The organism is Variovorax ginsengisoli, from assembly GCF_030486595.1.
Classification (GTDB): Bacteria; Pseudomonadota; Gammaproteobacteria; order Burkholderiales; family Burkholderiaceae_C; genus Variovorax; species Variovorax ginsengisoli_B.
This window is the reverse complement of sequence record NZ_JAUJZH010000006.1, coordinates 1-20,328: the sequence shown is the minus strand read 5'-3', so window position 1 is coordinate 20,328 and position 20,328 is coordinate 1. Positions and strand designations below refer to the sequence as shown.

Annotated in this window: 20 protein-coding genes; 14 read left to right on the top strand and 6 right to left on the bottom strand. The window is 70.0% G+C overall.

Annotated features, from left to right (window positions below; all coding sequences use genetic code 11):
- Nucleotides 1-13: 13 nt before the first annotated feature.
- The gene (locus QZH52_RS09965) at nt 14-862 is read left to right on the top strand and encodes an ABC transporter permease (RefSeq protein ID WP_301807548.1); all 849 of its coding nucleotides are present in this window, start codon (nt 14-16) and stop codon (nt 860-862) included.
- Nucleotide 863: 1 nt separating this feature from the next.
- Nucleotides 864-1,685: an ABC transporter permease gene (locus QZH52_RS09960; protein WP_301807545.1), complete on the top strand. Its 822-nt coding sequence runs from the start codon at nt 864-866 to the stop codon at nt 1,683-1,685.
- Nucleotides 1,686-1,690: 5 nt separating this feature from the next.
- On the opposite strand, the gene QZH52_RS09955 is transcribed toward QZH52_RS09960, so the two are convergent.
- Nucleotides 1,691-2,077, bottom strand: a complete 387-nt coding sequence (locus QZH52_RS09955; RefSeq protein ID WP_301807543.1) for a VOC family protein — start codon at nt 2,075-2,077, stop codon at nt 1,691-1,693.
- A 177-nt stretch (nt 2,078-2,254) separates the two neighbouring features.
- On the opposite strand from QZH52_RS09955, the gene QZH52_RS09950 reads away from it, so the two are divergent.
- On the top strand, nt 2,255-4,063 hold the full coding sequence (locus QZH52_RS09950; protein WP_301807541.1) for a tetratricopeptide repeat protein: 1,809 nt from the start codon (nt 2,255-2,257) through the stop codon (nt 4,061-4,063).
- A 9-nt stretch (nt 4,064-4,072) separates the two neighbouring features.
- Here the strand turns inward: QZH52_RS09950 and QZH52_RS09945 are convergent, their stop codons facing one another.
- Genes QZH52_RS09945 through QZH52_RS09935 form a run of 3 tightly spaced genes read right to left on the bottom strand, consistent with a single transcriptional unit; the run spans nt 4,073 to nt 7,478 of the window.
- Nucleotides 4,073-5,701, bottom strand: a complete 1,629-nt coding sequence (locus tag QZH52_RS09945; protein WP_301807539.1) for a rhodanese-like domain-containing protein — start codon at nt 5,699-5,701, stop codon at nt 4,073-4,075.
- Entirely contained in the window at nt 5,698-6,270 is a 573-nt protein-coding gene (locus QZH52_RS09940; RefSeq protein ID WP_301807537.1) for a cysteine dioxygenase family protein, read from the bottom strand. Before QZH52_RS09940 ends, QZH52_RS09945 begins: the two co-directional genes overlap by 4 nt.
- Nucleotides 6,267-7,478: an acyl-CoA dehydrogenase family protein gene (locus QZH52_RS09935; protein ID WP_301807534.1), complete on the bottom strand. Its 1,212-nt coding sequence runs from the start codon at nt 7,476-7,478 to the stop codon at nt 6,267-6,269. The genes QZH52_RS09940 and QZH52_RS09935 overlap by 4 nt, the downstream gene beginning before the upstream one ends.
- A gap of 110 nt (nt 7,479-7,588) precedes the next feature.
- On the opposite strand from QZH52_RS09935, the gene QZH52_RS09930 reads away from it, so the two are divergent.
- From QZH52_RS09930 to QZH52_RS09885, 10 genes are all read left to right on the top strand, one after another.
- The gene (locus tag QZH52_RS09930; RefSeq protein ID WP_301807533.1) at nt 7,589-8,605 is read left to right on the top strand and encodes an ABC transporter substrate-binding protein; all 1,017 of its coding nucleotides are present in this window, start codon (nt 7,589-7,591) and stop codon (nt 8,603-8,605) included.
- A 37-nt stretch (nt 8,606-8,642) separates the two neighbouring features.
- Nucleotides 8,643-9,746, top strand: coding sequence for an LLM class flavin-dependent oxidoreductase (locus QZH52_RS09925; RefSeq protein WP_301807531.1), 1,104 nt, complete (start codon nt 8,643-8,645; stop codon nt 9,744-9,746).
- 34 nt (nt 9,747-9,780) lie between these two features.
- Nucleotides 9,781-10,614 carry a class II aldolase/adducin family protein gene (locus QZH52_RS09920; protein ID WP_301807529.1) on the top strand — a complete coding sequence of 278 codons (834 nt, stop codon included), beginning with the start codon at nt 9,781-9,783 and terminating at the stop codon, nt 10,612-10,614.
- A gap of 20 nt (nt 10,615-10,634) precedes the next feature.
- A complete protein-coding gene (locus QZH52_RS09915; RefSeq protein ID WP_286530249.1) occupies nt 10,635-11,639 on the top strand; it encodes an ABC transporter substrate-binding protein in 1,005 nt (334 codons plus the stop codon).
- On the top strand, nt 11,636-12,718 hold the full coding sequence (locus QZH52_RS09910) for an ABC transporter permease (protein ID WP_301807521.1): 1,083 nt from the start codon (nt 11,636-11,638) through the stop codon (nt 12,716-12,718). The genes QZH52_RS09915 and QZH52_RS09910 overlap by 4 nt, the downstream gene beginning before the upstream one ends.
- Nucleotides 12,712-13,497 carry an ABC transporter ATP-binding protein gene (locus QZH52_RS09905; protein WP_301807519.1) on the top strand — a complete coding sequence of 262 codons (786 nt, stop codon included), beginning with the start codon at nt 12,712-12,714 and terminating at the stop codon, nt 13,495-13,497. Before QZH52_RS09910 ends, QZH52_RS09905 begins: the two co-directional genes overlap by 7 nt.
- Nucleotides 13,498-13,504: 7 nt before the next feature.
- The gene (locus QZH52_RS09900; RefSeq protein WP_301807514.1) at nt 13,505-14,665 is read left to right on the top strand and encodes a c-type cytochrome; all 1,161 of its coding nucleotides are present in this window, start codon (nt 13,505-13,507) and stop codon (nt 14,663-14,665) included.
- 44 nt (nt 14,666-14,709) lie between these two features.
- Nucleotides 14,710-15,666, top strand: a complete 957-nt coding sequence (locus tag QZH52_RS09895) for an ABC transporter substrate-binding protein (RefSeq protein WP_301808198.1) — start codon at nt 14,710-14,712, stop codon at nt 15,664-15,666.
- A gap of 140 nt (nt 15,667-15,806) precedes the next feature.
- The gene (locus tag QZH52_RS09890) at nt 15,807-16,223 is read left to right on the top strand and encodes a GFA family protein (RefSeq protein ID WP_301807511.1); all 417 of its coding nucleotides are present in this window, start codon (nt 15,807-15,809) and stop codon (nt 16,221-16,223) included.
- A gap of 65 nt (nt 16,224-16,288) precedes the next feature.
- Nucleotides 16,289-16,825, top strand: coding sequence for a hypothetical protein (locus tag QZH52_RS09885; RefSeq protein WP_301807508.1), 537 nt, complete (start codon nt 16,289-16,291; stop codon nt 16,823-16,825).
- A gap of 45 nt (nt 16,826-16,870) precedes the next feature.
- On the opposite strand, the gene QZH52_RS09880 is transcribed toward QZH52_RS09885, so the two are convergent.
- Together QZH52_RS09880 and QZH52_RS09875 are read right to left on the bottom strand one after the other, a co-directional pair.
- On the bottom strand, nt 16,871-18,316 hold the full coding sequence (locus tag QZH52_RS09880) for a coniferyl aldehyde dehydrogenase (protein WP_301807506.1): 1,446 nt from the start codon (nt 18,314-18,316) through the stop codon (nt 16,871-16,873).
- On the bottom strand, nt 18,313-19,218 hold the full coding sequence (locus tag QZH52_RS09875; RefSeq protein ID WP_301807503.1) for a sterol desaturase family protein: 906 nt from the start codon (nt 19,216-19,218) through the stop codon (nt 18,313-18,315). The genes QZH52_RS09880 and QZH52_RS09875 overlap by 4 nt, the downstream gene beginning before the upstream one ends.
- Nucleotides 19,219-19,333: 115 nt before the next feature.
- Here QZH52_RS09875 and QZH52_RS09870 point away from each other — a divergent pair, with 115 nt between their 5' ends.
- Nucleotides 19,334-20,224 (top strand): LysR family transcriptional regulator, encoded by an 891-nt coding sequence (locus QZH52_RS09870; protein WP_301807501.1) that lies wholly within the window; start codon nt 19,334-19,336, stop codon nt 20,222-20,224.
- The last annotated feature ends 104 nt before the right edge of the window (nt 20,225-20,328 follow it).

Here is a 20,328-nt window from a genome sequence, read left to right as displayed (position 1 = left end):
ACAAGGCTAAGGAATGCGCTCCGATCTACGGGCCTGGCTGATCTCTCCGGCCGTCATTGTGGCGATGGGCATCGCCGTGTCGCTGGCCGCGGTGTTCCAGTTCAGCTTCAGGACCTTCGTTCCTGGCTCGCTGGATGTCGGAGGGCTGACCTTCGCCAACTTCACCGGCATGGGCAAGTCGATCTATCTCGATGCCTTTGCCAACACCCTGCTGCTGAGTGTGGAGACCACGGTCTTCTCGCTGCTCGCCGCCTATCCCCTGGCCTATGCCCTGGTGCGCGTGAAGAACCGGGCGCTGAAGTCCTTCATCCTGATCGTCTCGATCACGCCGCTGTTCCTGGGCGAGATCGTCCGGACCTACTCGTGGATCGCCGTGCTGGGCAGCAACGGCTTCATCAACGGCACCCTGCGCAAGCTCGGCCTGATCGAATGGCCGTTCGAACTCATGTTCACGCACCTGGGCGTGTTGGTCGCGCTGGTGCACGTGACAATTCCGGTGGTGGTGCTGATGCTCGCCACGGCGATCTCGCACATCAACCGCGACTACGAGAAGGCCGCGCAAAGCCTGGGCGCGGGCCCCGTCAAGACCTTCATCACGGTCACGCTCCCGCTGTCGATGCCCGGCATCCTGGCCAGCATCACGACCGCCTTCGCCTGGACCTTCAGTGCCTTTGCGACGCCGCAGATGATCGGCGGAGGCCGCGTGCCCACGGTGTCGACACTGGTCTACCAACTCGGGTTCTCTTCGATGAATTTTCCGCTGGCAGCCAGCCTGAGCGTGATGGGGCTGATGTTGACGGTCGCGGCGCTTTTTGCCTTGGGACTTTTGACGAAGCGCCTGAAGGCCTTTGGAGGACACTGACATGAGAATCCGAAGTTCCCTGCCTCTGCCGCTGCGCGTGGCCGGCCCGCTGCTGATCGCCATCCTGCTTGCGTTCGTCCTGCTGCCGGTGGTGGTGGTGACGATCGCCGCCTTCAACGAAAAGGCGATTCTTGCCTTTCCGCCTGAATCGTATTCGCTCAAGTGGTTTGCGCGGGTGTTCAGCTATCCGGATTTCCAGGAAGGATTCCGCTCGAGCATGGTCGTCACCGGATGGTCTTCCTTCCTGGCCTTGGTGATCGGGACCTGCCTGTCCATCGCCGTGAAGCGCCTGGAGTTCAAGGGCAAGCAGCTGCTGCTCGCGATCCTGCATTCGCCGCTGGTGGTGCCGCATTTCACCTTGGGACTGGGCCTGCTGATCCTGGTGTCGCAGACCTCGGTGCAGCGCGGATACGGCATCGTGATCCTGTGCCACGTGATGCTGGTGCTGCCCTTCGTGCTGCGCAGCGTCTATGTCTCGATGGAGAACCTGGACGAACGGCTGGAGCAGGCGGCCGCCAGCCTGGGCGCGTCGCCGGTGAGGGTGCTCTTCACGATCACGGTCCCGCTGCTGGCGCCGGGCCTCTTCGGTGGATGGCTGTTCGCGGCCATCATGTCGTTCAGCGAATTCACCGCATCGCTCTTCGTGACGACGCAGGACACGCAGACGCTACCGGTGGCCATGTACAACTATGTCCGCGAGTTTGCCGATCCGACCCTGGCGGCGCTGTCAGCCGTCTACATCGCGGTGACGGCGGCGCTGCTCGCGTTCGCCAACTATTTCCTGGGCTTGGGGAAGGTCCTCAATATCGAGGACAGCCACTAGGACCCTCAGTCCAGATCCTCGTGCAGGCAGAGGATGTTGCCTTCCGGGTCCTCGAACCAGGCCGCCTTCTCGGAGCCCAGCACGCAGACGTGGTCCACGGTCTTCAGCCCGGGCAGGTCGTAGTCTGCGAAGCGCACGCCGCGCTGCGATAGCGCGGCCACCGCCTGGTCGATCTGCGCCACCCGGAAGCTCAGGGCCGTGTGGTCGGCCTTGGTGCCCTCTGGCTTCGGGAACAGGGCCAGCTCGGTGCCGCCGCAGCGGTAGATGAACTTGCCGTCCGGCTTGGCGCCCAGCGGCTCCAGGCCGAGCGCCTGTTCGTAGAACTGGCGGGCACGCGCCAGGTCCTTCACGGGCAACATGCAGGTCACGCTGCTGGCGGCAAGCGGGTTCATGGCGCGCTCCTCGGGAGTTGACGCATGGGTTGTACGCCGGTTGAATTGCATTGCCAATGGGCTATTGCACCGCGTGCGGCCGGATGCCAGAATTTTTGCATCGATCCGGCTCATCCACAGACGGGGCCAGCCGAGCACGCATCGCAGGTCCCGCCTCTTCTCCAGAGGGGAAATGCCATGCCATCGCACCACCGCTTCGTGATCCGTCGCCGGTTGTTGCCGGCGGTTGCCGTCGTCGTCGCAGGCACCGGCCTGCTGCTGCCCGACGGGGTCGGCGCCGGGCGAGCAGGGCCGCCCTTCGATCCGCTGCTGTCGGGTGGCATCTGCGGGCCGGTGGTCAGCGCGCCGCCGGCGCTGCTCAAGGCCCTGGTCCGGGTCAAGAGCGAGACCGCCCCGTTCCAGCCGGTGCCGATGCAGGCGGCCGGCGGCACCGTGCCGCTGTACGCCAACCTCGGCACGCTGGCGTTTCCGATCAGCACCCGCAACCCCAAGGCCCAGGCCTATTTCAACCAGGGATTGCGGCTGTCCTTCGGCTTCAACCACGCCGAGGCGCAGCGCGCGTTCCAGGCGGCGCAGCAGCTCGATCCTGATTGCGCCATGTGCTTCTGGGGCGAGGCGCTGGTGCTGGGCCCGAACATCAATGTCCCGATGATGCCCGAGGCCAATGCGCCGGCACTGGCCGCGCTGGCGAGGGCGGTGGCGCTCAAGGGACGGGCGAGCGAACTGGAGCAGATGCTGATCGGCGCGCTCGAGAAGCGCTACGCCGCCGATGCCCCGCCCGACCGCAGCGCACTGGATGGCGCCTATGCCGACGCCATGAAGGCCGTGGCGGCGAGATTCCCGACCGACGACACGCTCCAGGTGCTGTATGCCGAAGCCGCCATGGACACGCAACCCTGGGACTACTGGCAGGCCGGCGGCGCCGAGCCGAAGGGTCGCGGCGCCGACATCGTCGCCACCCTGGAGACGGTGCTGAAGCGCAACAACACCCACCCGGGCGCCATCCACCTGTACATCCACGCGGTGGAGGCGTCGGCCCAGCCGGACCGCGCGCTGCCCTACGCGAAGCGGCTGGGCGCGCTGGTGCCCGGTGCCGGCCACCTGGTCCACATGCCCGCGCACATCTACTACCGCGTGGGGCTGTACCGTGATTCGCTGGAGGCCAATCGCCGCGCGATCCAGGTCGACGAGGCCTACTTCAAGACTTCGCCGTCGGACCCGCTCTACAAGGCCGCCTACTACCCGCACAACATCCACTTCGTGATGGTCTCGGCGCAGATGGGCGGCGACGGCGGCACCGCGGTCGATGCCGCCGCGAAGCTGGACGCCTCGGTGCCCGCCGAACTGGTGAAGATGTTCCCGATCCTGCAGCCGATCAAGGCGGCGCACTACACGACGCGTGCCCAGTTCAGCGACCCGGACACGATCCTCAAGCTGGCGCCGCCGTCCGACGACGTCGTGCTGGTGTCGACCATGTACCACTATGCGCGCGCCATCGCCTACGCGCAGCGCAAGGACAAGGCCGGGGCACAGCGCGAGATCGACGCCATCGCCGCGATCGAGCGCACGGCCGACTTCAAGCCCTTCGAGCCCTGGGGACTGCCGGCCAAGGAGATCGTGCGCACCGCGGGGCTGGTCGCCACCGGCCGGCTGGCCGATGCCACCGGTGACCTCGACGCTGCCGCCAAGGCGTACACCGAGGCCGTTGCCATCGAAGACGCGCTGGCCTACACCGAGCCGCCCTACTGGTACTACCCGGTGCGGCAATCGCTCGGCTCGGTCCGGCTGCGCCAGGGCAAGCTCGACGAGGCCGAGCAGGCGTTCAGGGACTCGCTGGCCCGGGTCCGGAACAACGGCTGGGCGCTGGCCGGCCTGGCCGAGGTCGAGCGCCGCAAGGGCGACGCCAACGCCGAGCGCGCGGCCCGGGAGGCCTATCGCCGGGCCTGGTTCGGCCCCAAGGACGGACCCGACCTGGCACGGCTCTGACCTTCGGTTTCAGAGCACGCGGAACCCGTGCGTGCCGTCGGCGCCCAGCTGCGCGACCAGGCCGAACTCCCAGTCCAGATAGGCCTGCATCGCCTCGGCGGGCGCATCGGTGCCCTCGTAGGGCCGGCGGTAGCGATCGGTGGGCGGCGTCGCGGAGCGTGGCAGGCCGCTCTCGGCCGGCAGGCCGGCCGCGAACCATGCGGCATTGCCGCCCGCCAGCACGGCCACCTCGGCAGCGCTGCGGCGGGCGTCGAGGGCTGCCCGCAGGTCGGCGGCGGCGAAACGTGCCAGCAGGCTGCTGCCGCAGGTCAGCAGGTAGCGGCGCGCGGGCGGGATCGTGTCCAGTGCCTGCGCGAGCTGGGCGCGGATCGCGAACCAGGCGCCCGGGATGTGGCGCTTCGCGTGCTGCACGCTGCCCGTGAGATCGATCACCGCGATGTCGCCCGGTGCGGCCCGCAGTGCCTGCGCCAGATCGGCCGGCGAGACTTCCTCCACCGGCGGCGCGGCCGGGTGCGCCGCCGGCGCCGCACCGATGGCACTGCGCGCCGCCTCCGGCTGCGGCTCGGTGACGTAGACCTCCCATCGCATCTGAGCCAGCCACGAGGCCGTCATCGGCGCCCGCACGCCGTCGTCGTCGGCCAGCACGATGCGCGCCCCGCGCACCGGCACGTGATGGTCGGTCTCTTGCACCAGTTGCCCGCCGGGCGCGCTGGCGAAGCCCGGCAGATGGCCGGCCTCGTATTCCTCCGGCGTGCGGACGTCGAAGCGGTAGACGCTGCGGTCCGGCGCATCGAGGGTGGGCAGGGCGTCGAGGGCGACCCAACGCACGCCCGCGCGCCGGGCCACGTCCTGTGCACTGGCTTGGGCGAGGGCGCGATTCGCCGCGCCCGGCGCGGGCGCCTGGCGCGCGGCCTCGTGGTCCAGCACCTGCCCGGCGAGCTTCCAGCCGATGGTTCCGTTGCGCAGCGCCGCGACCGGATTGGGAATGCCCGCGTTGACCAGCGACTGCGTGCCGATGATGCTGCGCGTGCGACCCGCGCAGTTGACGATCACCCGCGTGGCCGGGTCGGGCGCCAGCTCGCGCACCCGCAGCACCAGTTCGGCACCGGGCACGCTGGTCGCGGTCGGGATACTCATGGTCCGGTATTCATCGAAGCGCCGCGCATCGAGCACCACGACATCGGCGCGCGCATCGATCAGCGCCTTGACCTCCTGCGCCGAGAGGGAGGGCGTGTGGCGCTCGTGCTCGACCAGTTCGCCGAAGGCCTTGCTCGGCACGTTGACGTCGCGGAACAGCTCGCCGCCCGCGAGGCGCCAGCCATCGAGGCCGCCTTCGAGCAGATGGACGCGGCTGTAGCCCAGCGCGGAGAGCCGGCCGGCGGCCAGCGGTGCGAGGTCGGCCCCCGCGTGCTCGCCGTAGAGGACGATGAGGGTGTCGCGGCGCGGGATGCGCCGCCAGGCGTCGAGCTCGATGCGCGACAGCGGCAGGTTCGCGGCCCACAGCGGATGGGCCTGCGCGAAAGGGTCTTCCTCGCGCACGTCGAAGAGCGCGATCTCGCGCTGCTCGAGCAGCTGCGCCCGCACGTCGGCGAAGGACAGGGTGGGGAATCCGGTGGCTTGGGCGGTGGCGGCGGTCATGTTCTGCGGAGATCGGGAGGCTGCGTGTTGGCATAGCCGGAGACGAAGGGCTTGCGCCCGCCGCCGGCTGGATAAGTATGGCGCTTCACGGCGCCGATGTCGGCGCCATAGACATGGATGCTGATCGACACCCGGTCGTCGAAGGCGTTGTGCACGCGGTGCACGTCGCCCACCGTGGGCGACACCGCCCCCACGTCGCCGGGCTCGAGCCGCACCGGCGGTCCGGCGGCCGCCATCCGGCCGTCGTGCTCGCGATAGGGCTGGCTGTACTCGGCGCCGCGCAGCATGCCGATGAGGCCCCACACCGTGTGGTCGTGCACCGGCGTGGCCTGTCCGGGCCCCCAGACGAAGCTCACGACCGAGAAGCGTCCGGTCGCATCGGCATGCAGCAGGTACTGCTGGTAGCGCACGGGATCGGGTTGCGCGAAGGCTTCGGGCAGCCAGTCGTCGCGCGCCACCAGCCCGCGCAGCAGGCTGCCGCCGGATTCGAGGATGTCTGCTTCGCCCGGGCGCCGGTCGAGCAGGCGAGCGAAGCCGGCGACGAAATCGCGCAGCGGCGCCGCGCTCATCGGACGGTCGCGGCGCCCAGCGCGCCCTTGCCGGCGGCCACCAGGATCGCGTCGTTCTGCGGTGTGTGGATGCGGCTGCACAGCACGTCGCGGTAGTGGCGCTCGAGCGGGTTGTGGCGCGTCAGGCCGTGGTTGCCGCTCGATTGCAGCGCGAGTTCCACCGCGCGGATCGCCTGGGTCGTGACCGTGTACTTCAGCAGGCCGCTGTCGGCCGCCGAAGGCGCATGGCCGGCGTCGACTTCGGCGGCCGCCTCGTCGAGCAGCACGCGGTTGGTGCGCAGCAGCGCCTCGATCTCGCCGACCGTCTCCTGCACCCGCGGCAGGCTGGCCAGCGGCGCACCCAGGCCGCTGGGGGCCCGGTGGTTGAGGAATCCGAGCAGCCAGTCGCGCGCGGCCCGCGCCACCGCGTCGTAGAGCGTGGCCAGCAGCACCACCATCCAGGCCTGCTGCGTCGCATGGGCATCGACGTCGGTCTGGCTGCCGGCGTCGGGCGCCCATTCGGCCGGCGCCCGCAGGTCGACCGCATGGTCGAGCGGGATCGCGACCTCTTCGAAGATCACCTCGTGGCTGCCGGATGCGCGCAGGCCCAGGTGGTCCCAGCTCGCGACCACGCGAACGCCCGGCGCGTCGCGCGGCACCAGGAAGACGCCGACCCGCGGCGACGGCTCGTCCGTGCGGCCCCACACCGAGAGCCAGCGCAGGCCCTCGATGCCGGTGGTGTAGAGCTTGTGGCCGCTCAGCTTCCATTGGTCGCCGTCGCGGCGCGCGGTGGTGGCGGGCAGGCCGCCGCGTGCGGGCGAACCCAGCGCGGGCTCCACGCGCAGGGCGTTGATCAATGCGCCATCGCGCACGGCGTCGCGCAGCACGCGTTCGCGCAGGTGGGCGGGCCAGCGGCTGTCGCTGCGGCCGATCGCGTGATGCTGCAGCCAGGTCATCGTCAGGATCAGCGCGGTCGCGGGCTCGCCGTACGCGACCGCGGCGAGCACGCGGCGCGCCGCATCGAGCGAGGCGCCGCCGCCGCCGTGTTCACGCGGCGCAACCAGAGCGATCAGGCCCTGCGCCTGCAGCGCGGCGAAGTTGTCGCGCGGGAAGCTGCCGTCGCGGTCGTGGTCGGCCGCGGTTTCGGCGAAGCGGGCGGACAGGCGCGCGAGCAGCGCGGCGTCCTCGTGGGGGGCCACCGGCAGGCGGCGCAGGGCTTGGGAACTCATGGCTTCGGACCTTAGCGGCCGAGGCGCGCGGGGCCAACGACGGAAGCCGCATATCCAAACTCGGATTCATGCGTTCGCTTTCGGGCGCCCGGGCCTTACGGTCTGGGTCCATGACATTTCCATCCCACGCCACTTCCACCGCCTGGTCGCGCCGCCGCTGGCTGCAGTCGGCGGGCGCCGCCACCGCCCTCGGCGCCGCCGGCACGCTGGCCCGTGCCGCTGCGCCGGACCTTTCGGGGCTCACGCTGCGCATCGGCACCTACAAGGGCCTCTGGCGCCCGCTGATCGAGGCCTCGGGCCAGGGCCGCACGCCCTACAAGATCGACTGGCGCGAACTCAACAACGGCGTGCTGCACATCGAGGCCATCCAGGGCGACGCGCTCGACCTGGGCTCGGGCAGCGAGATCCCCGCCGTCTTCGCTGCGCGGCAGAAGGCCAGGGTGCGCTTCATCGCCGTGATCCACGAGGACCTGAACAACCAGGCGACCCTGGCGCGCAAGGACGCGCCGATCAGGACCATCGCCGACTTCAAGGGCAAGCGCGTGGGCTACGTGCGGGCCACCACCGCCCACTACTACCTGAGCAAGCAGCTCGCGGAGGCGGGGCTTTCATTCGGCGACATCCAGCCCATCAACCTGAGTCCGGCCGACGGGCTCTCGGCCTTCGCTCGCGGCGATCTCGATGCCTGGGCCATCTACGGCTACAACGGCCAGCTGGCGCGCACCCAGCACGGGGCCCGGGTCATCAAGACCGGCAAGGGCTATCTGTCGGGCAACTTCCCGGTCTATGCCAATCCGCGCGCGGTGGACGACCCGTTGCGCCATGCCGCGATCGCCGACTTCCTGCTGCGGCTGCAGCGCGCCTATGCCTGGGCCAACGACAACTACCTCGACTACGCGAAGGCGCAGTCGGCCGAGACCCGGGTGCCGGTGGGCGACATCATCGAGCTCTTCAACGGGCGCAGCAACGACTACGCACTGGGCCCGGTCACCCAGGCCGCGGTGCGCAGCCACCAGGAAGTGGCCGACACCTTCCAGAAGCTCGGCGTGCTCGACGGCGCCGCGGACGTGGCGCCGCTCTGGGACCGCAGCTTCGACCCCGCGCTGTCGCGCGCCAACCCGGCCTGACCGGCCCCACTTTCCCTCCATCCAAGGACGCAACTCCATGAGCGACATCGAATTCATCGGCATGATCCAGGCCCAGAAGGTCTCCGAGATCCATCCCGCACGCGGCCCCGCCATCGATCGCGACTACGTGCGCGCCTTCGCCCAGGCGCACGAGCAGGCCGGCTTCGACCGGGTCCTGGTGCCGCATCACTCCACCAGCCCCGACGCGACCCTGACCGTGGCCTACGCCGCCTCGGTGACCGGGCGCATCCACTTCATGCTGGCGCATCGCCCCGGCTTCGTGAGTCCGACGCTGGCCGCGCGCCAGTTCGCCTCGCTCGACCAGTTCAGCGGCGGCCGGCTCGGCGTGCACTACATCTCGGGCGGCTCCGACGACGAGCAGAAGCGCGACGGCGACTGGCTCGACCATGACCAGCGCTATGCGCGCACCGACGAATACCTCGAGGTGCTGCGCAAGGTCTGGACCGCCGACAAGCCCTTCGACCATGAAGGCCCGCACTACCGCTTCAAGGACGCCTTCTCGGAAGTCAAGCCGGTGCAGACGCTGAACGGCAGGCCGCACGTGCCGGTGTACTTCGGCGGCGCTTCGGAGGCCGCGATCCCGGTGGCCGGCAAGCATGCGGACGTGTACGCGCTGTGGGGCGAGTCGCTGGCCCAGGCGCGCGAGCTCACCGGCCGGGTGCGCGCCGAGGCCGCCCGGCACGGGCGCCAGGTGCGCTTCTCGGTGTCGTTCCGCCCCATCCTGGCCGAGACCGAGGCCAAGGCCTGGGAGCGCGCCGACGGCATCCTGGCCGAGACCCGCCGGCTGCGCGTGGTGCAGGGCTTCGGGCGCGGCGGCCCGCTGCAGAGCGAAGGCGCCAAGCGCCTGCTGGCCGCCGCCGAGCAAGGGACGCGGCTCGACAAGCGGCTGTGGACCGCGGTCGCGCAGGAGATCGGCGGCCGCTCGAACAGCACCGCGCTGGTCGGCACGCCGGAGCAGGTGGCCGATGCGCTGCTCGACTACCACGCGCTCGGCGTGACCACCTTCCTGATCCGCGGCTTCGACCCGCTCGAGGACGCGATCGACTACGGCCGCGAGCTGATCCCGCGCACCCGCGAGCTGGTGGCGCAGCGCGTCGCCGCCCAGCGTCAGGCCGCTTGACCGCGCCGTGCATCCACGTGCCCGAAGGAATCGCATGAGCGCCGTACTCGACATCGACCGCAGCGGGGAGCGCTCGCGCACCCGGCTGGCCCTGAACCCGAACCCGCAGCGCAAGTACTGGTTCGATCCGCCGGCACCGCGCAGCGGCGTGGAAGCCGAGCGCCGCCACCGGCAGGAGCGGCTGGCGGGGGCCTTCCGCCTGTTCGCCCGCTTCGGTTTCGCGCAGGGCCTGGCGGGCCACATCACGGCGCGCGACCCTGAGCTGACGGACCACTTCTGGGTCAATCCGCTGGGGGTGCATTTCTCGCGCATCAAGGTGTCGGACCTGCTGCTGGTCAACGCGGCCGGCGAGACCGTGGTCGGCGAACGCCCGCTCAACAAGGCGGCGTTCGCGATCCATGCCGCGATTCACGAACACGATCCGAAGATCATCGCGGCCGCGCACACGCATTCGACCTACGGCAAGGCCTGGTCGACCCTGGGCCGCAAGCTCGACACGCTGACCCAGGACGCCTGCGTGTTCCACGACGACCACGCGCTGTTCGACGACTTCACCGGCATGGTGGTCGACGAGAGCGAGGGACTGCGCATCGCCAGGGCGCTGGACGGGCGCAAGGGCGCGATCCTGATGAACCACGGCATCCTGAGCGCCGGCCCGAGCGTGGAAGCCGCCGCCTGGTGGTACATCGCGCTCGACAACGCCTGCCACACGCAGCTGCTGGCCGAGGCGGCCGGCACGCCGCAGCCGATCGACGACGCGGTGGCTCGCCACACCCACCAGCAGATCGGCGGCCCTGAGGGCGCGCTGCATGCGTTCGAGAGCCTCTACGAAGGGCTGGTCGAGGCCGAGCCCGAACTGCTTCTTTAACCAGCGAATCCCTGATCTCCATGAACCACGACACCTCACTTTCCCGCCGCGGCGTGCTGCGTGCCGGCGGCGCAGCCGCGGCCGTCGCCGCGAGCGCCCTGATCGCCACCCGCGCCTGGTCGCAGCAGCGCAAGCTGACCTTCGCGTGGAACGCCTCCGCCTTCTGCCTCTCGCCCGTGGTGGTGGCGCAGGAGCGCGGCATCTTCGAGAAGAACGGGCTGCAGGTCGACCTGATCAACTACACGGGATCGACCGACCAGCTGCTCGAATCGCTCGCCACCGCCAAGGCCGATGCGGCGGTCGGCATGATCCACCGCTGGCTCAAGCCGCTCGAATCGGGCTTCGACGTCAAGATCGTCGGCAGCTCGCACGGCGGCTGCGTGCGCCTGGTGGGCGTCAAGGAGGCCGGCGTCACCGACCTGCAGAAGCTCAAGGGCAAGACCATCGGCGTGTCGGACATCGCGAGCCCGGGCAAGAACTTCTTCTCGATCCTGCTCAAGAAGAACGGCATCGATGCCGACAAGGACGTCACCTGGCGACAGTACCCGGCCGACCTGCTCGACATCGCGGTCAACAAGGGCGAGATCCAGGCGATCGCCGACGGCGACCCGACGCTCTACCTGATCGAGAAGCGCAACAAGGGGCGCTACCAGGAGCTCGCATCGAACCTCTCCGGCGAGTACAAGGACAAGGTCTGCTGCATCGTCGGCGCCCGCGGCGAACTGGTGCGCAAGGAGAAGCCGGTGGTGGCGGCGCTGGTGCGCTCCATCGTGCAGGCCTCGGACTTCGTGGCCGAGAACCCGAACGAGTCGGCCAGGCTGTTCGCGAAGTATTCGCCGAAGGTGCCGGTCGAGGACTTGCAGGCGCTGCTCGGCACGTTGACGCACGCGCACCACCCGGTCGGCAAGAACCTGCGCGACGAGGTCGAGTTCTATGCCCGCGACTTCCGCTCGGTCGGCGTGCTGAAGTCGAGCACCGATCCGGCGCGGCTCGCCAACCACGTGTCGGTGGACGTGCTGGCATGACGACGGCCGGGAACATCCTCGGCGCGCCGCCGCCGCGGCAGCAGCCGGCGCCGGCGCGCGTGCCGGTCCGGCGCGACGCGCGGCCCGCGGTCACGCCCGCCGTGCTGGACGAGCCTGCCGCGGCCGGCGTCTGGCGCACCGGCCTCGTCGCGGCGGCCGCATGGCTGGCGCTCGGTGTGCTGACCGTCTGGTGGCCCAATCGCGAAGTCGGCTTCAGCGACTGGAACTTCACGCAGGAGTTCGGCATCGGCGCGATCGCCGTCGCCATCGCACTCGGGGTGGTGGCCTTGCTCGCCGCCCGCGCCGGACGGCTCGGCCGCAAGCTGCGCCCGGCCGGCCAGTGGCTCGTCGCCGCGCCGCTGCTGCTCGCGCTCTGGGAGGCGCTGACGGCCAAGCTGGGCCTGCTGCCGCCGCCCTTCTTCGCGCCGCCGCAGAGCCTGCTCGACGTCGCCGTCGAGGACTGGGCGCGGCTCGGCCTGTCGACCGCGCATTCGCTGCGGCTGCTCGCGCATGGCTTCGTGCTGGGCGCGGGGGTCGGTTTCGCCACCGGCGTGTGGATCGGCTGGTCGCGCATCGCCGGCTACTGGGTGCATCCGGTGCTGCGCTTCCTCGGTCCGGTGCCGGCCTCGGCGCTGCTGCCGCTGGCCTTCTTCTTCGCGCCGTCGAGCTATGCCGCGGCCGTGTTCCTGGTCGGGCTCGCCACCTTCTTCCCGGTGGCGGTGCTGACCTGGTCGGGCGTGGCCTCGGTGAACAAGAGCTACTACGACGTCGCGCGCACGCTGGGCGCGACCGAATGGTTTCTGGTGCTCCGGGTCGCGGTGCCGGCGGCGCTGCCGCAGGTCTTCGTCGGCCTGTTCATGGGCCTGGGGGCCTCCTTCTCGGTGCTGGTGACGGCCGAGATGATGGGCGTCAAGGCCGGCCTCGGCTGGTACCTGCAGTGGGCCCAGGGCTGGGCCGCCTACCCGAACATGTACGCGGCGCTGCTGGTGATGGCGGTGCTGTGCTCGGGCCTGATCACGCTGCTCTTCAAGGTGCGCGACCGCGCGCTGTCGTGGCAGAAGGGGACTGTCAAATGGTGAGCACGGCCAGCGTCGCGCAGGCCGGCGCGCGCATCGACATCCAGGCGGTCAGCCACTGGTTCAGGCAGCAGCAGGGCGGCGTGCTGCAGGTGCTCGACGGCATCGACCTGCAGGTGCGCGCGGGCGAGTTCGTCGCGCTGCTCGGGCCCAGCGGCTGCGGCAAGTCGACGCTGCTGCGGCTGGTGGCCGGGCTCGAGCCGGCGACCACCGGTCGCATCACGCAGGACGACGCACCGATCGCGCGGCCCGATCCCTCGCGCATCGTCGTCTTCCAGGACCCGACGCTCTATCCCTGGCGCAGTGTCTGGGACAACGTGGCGCTGGGCCTGCAGGCGCGCGGGCTGCTGAAGTCGCAGCGCGCGCGCGTCGACGACGCGCTGGCGCTGGTCGGGCTCAGCGACTTCGCGAAGAGCTTCCCGCACCAGCTCTCGGGCGGCATGGCGCAGCGGGTGGCGCTGGCGCGCGCGCTGGTCAACGACCCGCAGCTGCTGGTGCTCGACGAGCCGCTGGGCAAGCTGGATTCGCTGACCCGCATCGCGATGCAGAGCGAGCTGGTGAACCTGTGGCAGCGCGCCGGCTTCTCGGCGCTGCTGGTCACGCATGACGTGGAAGAAGCCCTGTTCCTGGCCAACCGCGTGATCGTGCTGAGCGACCGGCCGGCGCGCATCACGGCGGAACTGGTGGTCGACCTGCCGTACCCGCGGCATCGCGGCCACCCACGGCTGGCGGCGCTGCGGCACGAGGCGCTGCAGCACCTCGGCCTCGACGCGACCTGGTGACGCCGCGGTGATCCGCACGCCGGATGCCGGGTGGCTGGACCCGCTGGTCTGGGGTCTTCAGGCGGCGCAGGAAGGCCTGCTCGGGCTGCTGGACTGGGCCGGCCTCGCCGGAACCAGCCATGGCCAGGCTGCATGGCCCTGGGCGCTGCGGCTGTCGGGCGAGAACCTGCTGATCGACGCCGGGCAGGCCAGGCGCCTGGCCCTGACCCTGCTCGTGCTGGCGCTTGCGGCGCTGGTGCTGTTGCTTGCGGCCCTTTGGCGCAAGCCGCGCTGGTTCTTGATCGCGGCCGTGCCGCTGCTGCTTGTCGCCGCGCCGTGGCCTCAGGCCGCGGTGCTGTTCGTGCCGGCGGTTCCGACCAGTTTCCATCGCTCGCCGACCGGGTTCGACGTGGCTTCGATCGCGCGCGGCGGCGAACTTTATGCGCAGCATTGCGCTGCCTGCCACGGCGTCGACGGGCGCGGCCAGGGCCCACTCGCGGCGGCGCAGCCGGTCTGGCCGCCGGACCTGGCCGGCCCGCTGCTCTGGCGGCGCGCCGACGGCGAGCTGCTCTGGCATCTGCTGCACGGCATGAAGGATCGCCACGGCGCCGCGACCATGCCGGCCTTCGCGCAGTTCGGCGACGACGATGCCTGGGCGCTGATCGACTTCATGAAGGCCCAGGCTGCCGGCCAGAGCCTGCGCGCGACCGGCGTCTGGGCCGGGCCCGTCCACCTGCCCGATGTCGAGGTGCGCTGCGAATCCCGGCCGCTGCGGCGGCTGTCGGGCTGGCGCGGCCAGCGGCTGCGCATCGTGGCCGCCGGCACGCCCCAGGCCGCGCTGCGCGAGGACCCGCGGGTGGTCACGGTGCTGCTGAGGCGCGAGGACGAGAGGGCGTCGAGCCCCGCTGGCGAATGCGTCGCCGAGTCGACGGCGGCCTGGAACGCGTTCGCGTTGATCGCCGGCACCGGCCAGCTGGCCGGCACGCAGTGGCTGGTCGATCGCGACGGCTGGCTGCGCGCCCTCGGTTCACCGGGCCAGGCGGCCTGGTCGGAAGACGACCTGCTGTGCCGCACCGAGACTGGCGACCGCAGCGCGCCGATGGCGCCGCCGGACGACAGCCTCGGCGCGCTCATCGCGCGCATGGATGCCGAGCCGGTGCGCTTCCTCAAGGGCGGTTTCGTCCGCTGAGTCCCTTCATCCGCCTTCCAAGCTTCAAGGAGTTTTTCATCGTGATCCGCGCACCGCGCCGCCAGTTCATCACCCATTCGCTCGCGGCCGCTGCCGCGCTGGCCTTGCCGGCCGCCGCCCTGCGGGCGCAGCCGCGCCCCGTGCTCAAGGCCGGCGACCAGAAGGGCGGGCTGCGCGCGCTGCTCGAGGCCGCGGGCGGGCTGGAGGGCCTGGGCTACGACATCCAGTGGTCGGAGTTCCCGGCCGCCGCGCCGCTGGCCGAGGCGCTCAATGCGGGCGCCGTCGACTCGGGCCCGATCGGCGACGCGCCGCTGGTGTTCGCGCTGGCGGCCGGCACGCGGGTCAAGGCGATCGGCGCGAACCGCTCCGACGCCTACGGCACCGCAGTGCTCGTGCGCCCCGATTCGCCGCTGAAATCCGCGGCCGATCTCAAGGGCAGGAGCATCGCGACCAACCGCGGCTCGATCGGCCACTACGTCACCCTCAGGGCGATCACGACGGCCGGATTGAAGCCGGAGGACCTGACCCTACGCTTCCTCGCCCCGGCCGACGCCAAGCTGGCCCTGACCCAGGGCGCGGTCGACGCCTGGGCCACCTGGGAGCCCTACACCGCCATGGCGGAAACCGGTGGGCATGCGTGGGTGCTGGTGAGCGGGCGCGGGCTGTTGCCCGGCCTGAGCTACCTGGCCGCGACCGATGCCGCGATCGCGGCCAAGCGGCCGCTGCTGCAGGACTTCCTGCGCCGCGTGGTGAAGGCCCAGGACTGGTCGTACCGCAACGTCGACGCGTTCTTCGCCGGCTGGTGGCCGAGTCGTCTGCGTTGGTGGCGGCTGCGCACGCGGAGCCGCGGGGATCTCTGCGGGGCTAAGCGTCCTGGACGCAGCGCCCTTCGCCATGCCCGAAGTCAAGGTCGGCATTCCGTGGTGTGCGGCAAGGTCGTTCTGGTCAATGAGGCGCTGCCGCTGATCGACCGGGCACCGCTTCGACCGAAGTTCCGTTGATTCATCTCAACATTGACGGTGATGGCTGCCAGGCGTTCGCGGTCTATAGTGGCACCCAGTCGCCGCCCTGATGTGGCTCGGCTCGATTCAGGCGTTGGGCCGCAGGGCCGCGTCGCCTCGCTTCCTGGAGGGCGGAACGAATGAACGGTCATTGCCTTTGCGGCGCAGTCAGCCTCACGTCGCCGGATTCCCGAGCGATCGGCGCGTGTCACTGCGGTTTCTGCCGCAGATGGGGAGGCGGGCCACTTCTGGCCGTTCACTGTGGCCCTGATGTTCAGTTTCAAGGCAGCGAGAACATCACTGTCTATGCGTCGTCGGACTGGGCACAACGCGCCTTCTGCAGCAAATGCGGAACGCACCTCTACTACAAGCTCTTGGCAACAGGCGAGTACTTCGTTCCAGCTGGCGTGTTCGAGTCTGCCGATTTCGACCTTGCCTCGCAGATCTACATCGACAAGAAGCCCGGCTACTATTCGTTCGCCAACCAGACTCCCATGCTCACCGAACAGCAGGTCATCGAGCAGTTTTCCTCACCAGGCAGCGAGACGACGGCATAGCTCAACGGCCGTTCCGAGGGCTGCCGGCCATGGTCCGAGATGGAAGATGCGCCTCCACGACCGACTTGACGCTTCGCGACCTTTCGGCGCAAAGTCGGCTCGCGATCGAAAGCACGCAGGGCCTGCCTGGGTTCTGGGAGGGCATGGCTATGCGAACGACGCTACGTGTATGGCTGACAGGCTTTCCGCGGCGACTGGCGCGGCAGGCGCTGATCCTGGATGTTGCAGATCACCGCGCGGCGCTGAAGCGGGTTCGTCACGCGCTGTTCGGCCTCCGGCCGACCCCGCTCGATTGCACCGTGAGGGGCGGGCTGACGCGCATTCCCGAGACCTTTTCCGAACGCCAGGCCTACCTGGCGCTGGACCTGGCCACACTTCATCTGAGCAGTCGTGCCCGAGCGCTTCACACGTTGCAGGAGTGGGCGCATGCGCGGCTTATGAGCCCGAGCCAAGCCGAATGCCTTGAGCAGATGCTCCTGCTCGACCGGCAAGACTTCCTGGCCACGCTGGCCGACGCGATGAAGCCGTGCGCGCTTCGCCATGAGTTGCGTGCCATGCGGCATCACTTCCGGCGCGGCGGCACGGCTGCCGCCTGGTCTTGAAGACGAAGGCGGCATCGACCTGACCAGCCGCCGCCCGGTGCCGCTTCAGCTGATCAGCCTGAGCAGCCGCCCCATGCGTTCGAAGGTCCGTCCATACGGCGGCCGCAGCAGCGCCGTGCCCGACAACCTCGACTGGTGGAACACCGGCTTCTCCTTGCTGAAGGTGCGAAAGCCGTACGCGCCGTGGTAGGCCCCCATGCCGCTCGCGCCGACACCGCCGAAGGGCAGCTCCTCCTGCCCGAAGTGCCACATGCAGTCGTTCAGCGTGACGCCGCCGGAGATCGTGCCCGACAGCAGCCGGTCCTGCTCGGCGCCCGCGGCACCGAACCAGTACAGCGCCAGCGGCCGCTCGTGCGCGTTGACGTACGCGATCACCTCGTCGAGCGTGTCGTAGGCCAGCACCGGCAGCAATGGCCCGAAGATCTCCTCCTGCATGATCTTCATGTCCTCGGTCGGATCGAGCACCAGCGCCGGCGCCAGCACCCGGCCCGCCGCGCCGCCTGCCATGCCCTCGGCGTGCAGCGGCACGACGCGCGCGCCGCGCGTCTGCGCGTCCGCGAGCAGGCCCTGCAGCCGCGTGAAATGCCGCTCGCTGACGATGCCCGTGTAGTCAGGATTGCCCGCGAGGCGCGGGTACTGCCGCGCCACCGCGCGCCGCATCGCCTCGACGAAGGGGCCGACCGCGCTGCGCGGCACCGCCGCATAGTCGGGCGCGATGCAGGTCTGGCCGGCGTTGAAGAGCTTGCCCACCACCAGCCGCGCCGCGACCAGGTCCAGGTTGGCGCCGGCACCGACGATCGCCGGCGACTTGCCGCCGAGCTCCAGCGTCACCGGCGTCAGGTTGGCCGCCGCCGCCATCGCGACCTGCCGGCCGACCGCCGTCGAGCCCGTGAACAGCAGGTGGTCGAAGGGCAGGCCGACGAAGGCGGTGCCGACCTCGGTGCCGCCGGTGACGACCGTGAGCTCTTCGGGTGCGAAGCACTCCGCCACCGCCGCCCGCATCAGCTCGGCCAGGCGCGGCGTCAGCTCCGAGGGCTTGATCATCACGCGGTTGCCCGCGCCGATCGCCGCGATCGCCGGACCCATCGCCAGCTGGTAGGGATAGTTCCAGGGGCTCACCACGCCGACCACGCCGAGCGGCTGGGGAACGATGCGGCTGAAGCCGGGCCGGAAGGCGAGGCCGGTCGGGGCACGCCGCACCTTCATCCACGACTTGAGCTGCCGGCGCGCATGCCGGATTGCGGACTGCACCATCATCACGTCGGCCAATCGGGTCACGTGCACCGATCGATGGCCGAAATCGGCCGACACCGCGCGCTCGATCTCCGGCGCGATCCGGTCGGTCATGGCCAGCAGGCGATCGAGCCGGTCGATGCGCACGGCGTGCGACGGGTTCATGTCGGCGCCGAAGGCAGCCCGCTGGCGGTCGAAGGCCGCGCGCATGCGCAGCAGCGAGGGGTCCAGGATCTGCTCCCGCACGATCGCGTTCATGGCTTGCCCGCCAGCGCCTGCGGCGCGTGGGTGGATGCATCGCTGTCGACCTCGGCCTCGGCATAGGCGCGGCCGCCAGGCACCAGGGCCGAATGGGCCCGCCGCGAATGGAACAGCGGGTAGAACATCTCGACGAACCAGCGCTCCTTGCCGAACACCAGGTCGTCCTGCAGGCCGACCTTGGCCGGGTAGCGGCGCGTGATCTTGGCGGTGCCGAACAGCAGGTCCCAGACGAACAGCAGGTTGCCGAAATTGCCCTTGTAGTGGCCGATGCCGTCGTCGTTGGTGAGCGCGTGGTGGGCCCAGTGCGTGGCCGGCGTCGAGACGGTGCGCTCCAGCACCCAGGCCAGCGGATGCAGCCACTTGATGCGGTAGAGCGGCGCGTCCCACGGCACCGCGCTGTGGGCGCCCAGGATGACGGTCAGCTTGACCACGATGTAGACCAGGTAGACGTTGCCGAAGCCGAGGTAGATCAGCACGCCCGAGGCCCACAGGCCCGGCATCATCAGGTAGTAGAAGAAGTTGTTGCGGTAGGTGACGCGGATGCTCATGTAGTGCGCCGTGTGGTGCGCGCGGTGCAGCGGCCAGAGCAGCGGCGAGTGCGACACGCGATGCCACCAGTACTGCGTCATGTCGTCGGCGACCAGCAGGATCGCCCCCATCGCCCACCAGGGCAGATGGGCCCAGGCATCGCGCTGCGCCGGCATCAGCAGCGCGCACAGCTTGCCCGTGACCGCGAAGATGAAGGGCTGCGAGAAGGCCAGTAGCGAGAGGAACATGAACAGTTCCAGCTTGGTGTCGTCGGCGGTGGCGTGGAAGTGCCTGTGCTTGCGGGAGCCGACTTCCAGCAGCGCGAAAAAGAGAATGATCGCCACGAGGACGATGTTCTGGACGAGGTTCACTGTCTTGTCTCCTTGCTTTGTGCCCGCAGTGTTCCGCCAATCGGCTATTGAGTCCAATGCATAGTGAAGCTAATCTCGATGCAGTGGCTGCAATTGGCCGTCAAGGAGTGGCGTCATGGACTTGAAGCGCTGGGCCCACATCGTCGCGGTTGCCGACCGGCGCAGCTTCATCCGCGCGGCCGAGCAGGTGCACCTGAGCCAGCCGGCGCTGACCCGCAGCATCCAGGCGGCCGAGGCCGAACTCGGGTTGCAGCTGTTCGATCGCGGCACCCAGGAAGTGGTGCCGACGCCGGCCGGCGAATTCATCGTCGCGCGGGCGCGGCAGCTGGTTTTCGACAACCGCTGCCTGGAGCGCGACATCGCGCTGTACCGCAGCCTGGAGCTCGGCGATACCGCCTTCGGCGTGGGTCCGTTCCCGGCCGCGACCTTCCTGGCCCCGCTGCTGGCCTCGATTCGGCGCGAGTACCCGGCCATCAACCTGCGGGTCGAGATCAGCAACTGGCAGCTGCTCCTGGCGCGGCTGCGCGAGGAAGACATCGAGTTCTTCGTCGCCGACACACGCGACCTGCCGACCGACAGCAGCCTGGAGCTGCGGCCCTTGCGGCGCGAGCCCGGCGGCTTCTACGTGCGCGCCGGGCATCCGCTGGCGCGGCGCAAGCGCGTCGCGTTGCAGCAGCTGTGGGCCTGCGGGGTGCTGTCGGTCCGGCTGCCAGAGGGCGTGCGCGCCATCGTCGCGCAGCTGCTCGGCCTGCCCTCTGCGGCCGAGCTTCGGCTGGCGCTCGAATGCGACCACGTCGACTTGCTGAAGGACATTGCGCTCGGCTGCGACTCGGTGCTGGCCGCCCCGCATGTCGCCGTCGCGCCGGAGGTCGAGGCCGGCCGGCTGTGCGCGCTCGACATCGAGGGCCTGCCGCCGATGGCGTCCGAGATGGGGGTCGTGACGCTGAATGGGCGCACGCCATCGCCGATGGCGAAGCTCATCATGGGCCGGCTGCCGGGGGGCTGATATGGCTTGATCCTGTCAAGAGGGCGAGCCGCTCTCTCCGGGGGCCGGATTTCAGAATCTTTCGCGAATGCCGGATAGGGAACGCGACGGAGCCGGGTGCGTGA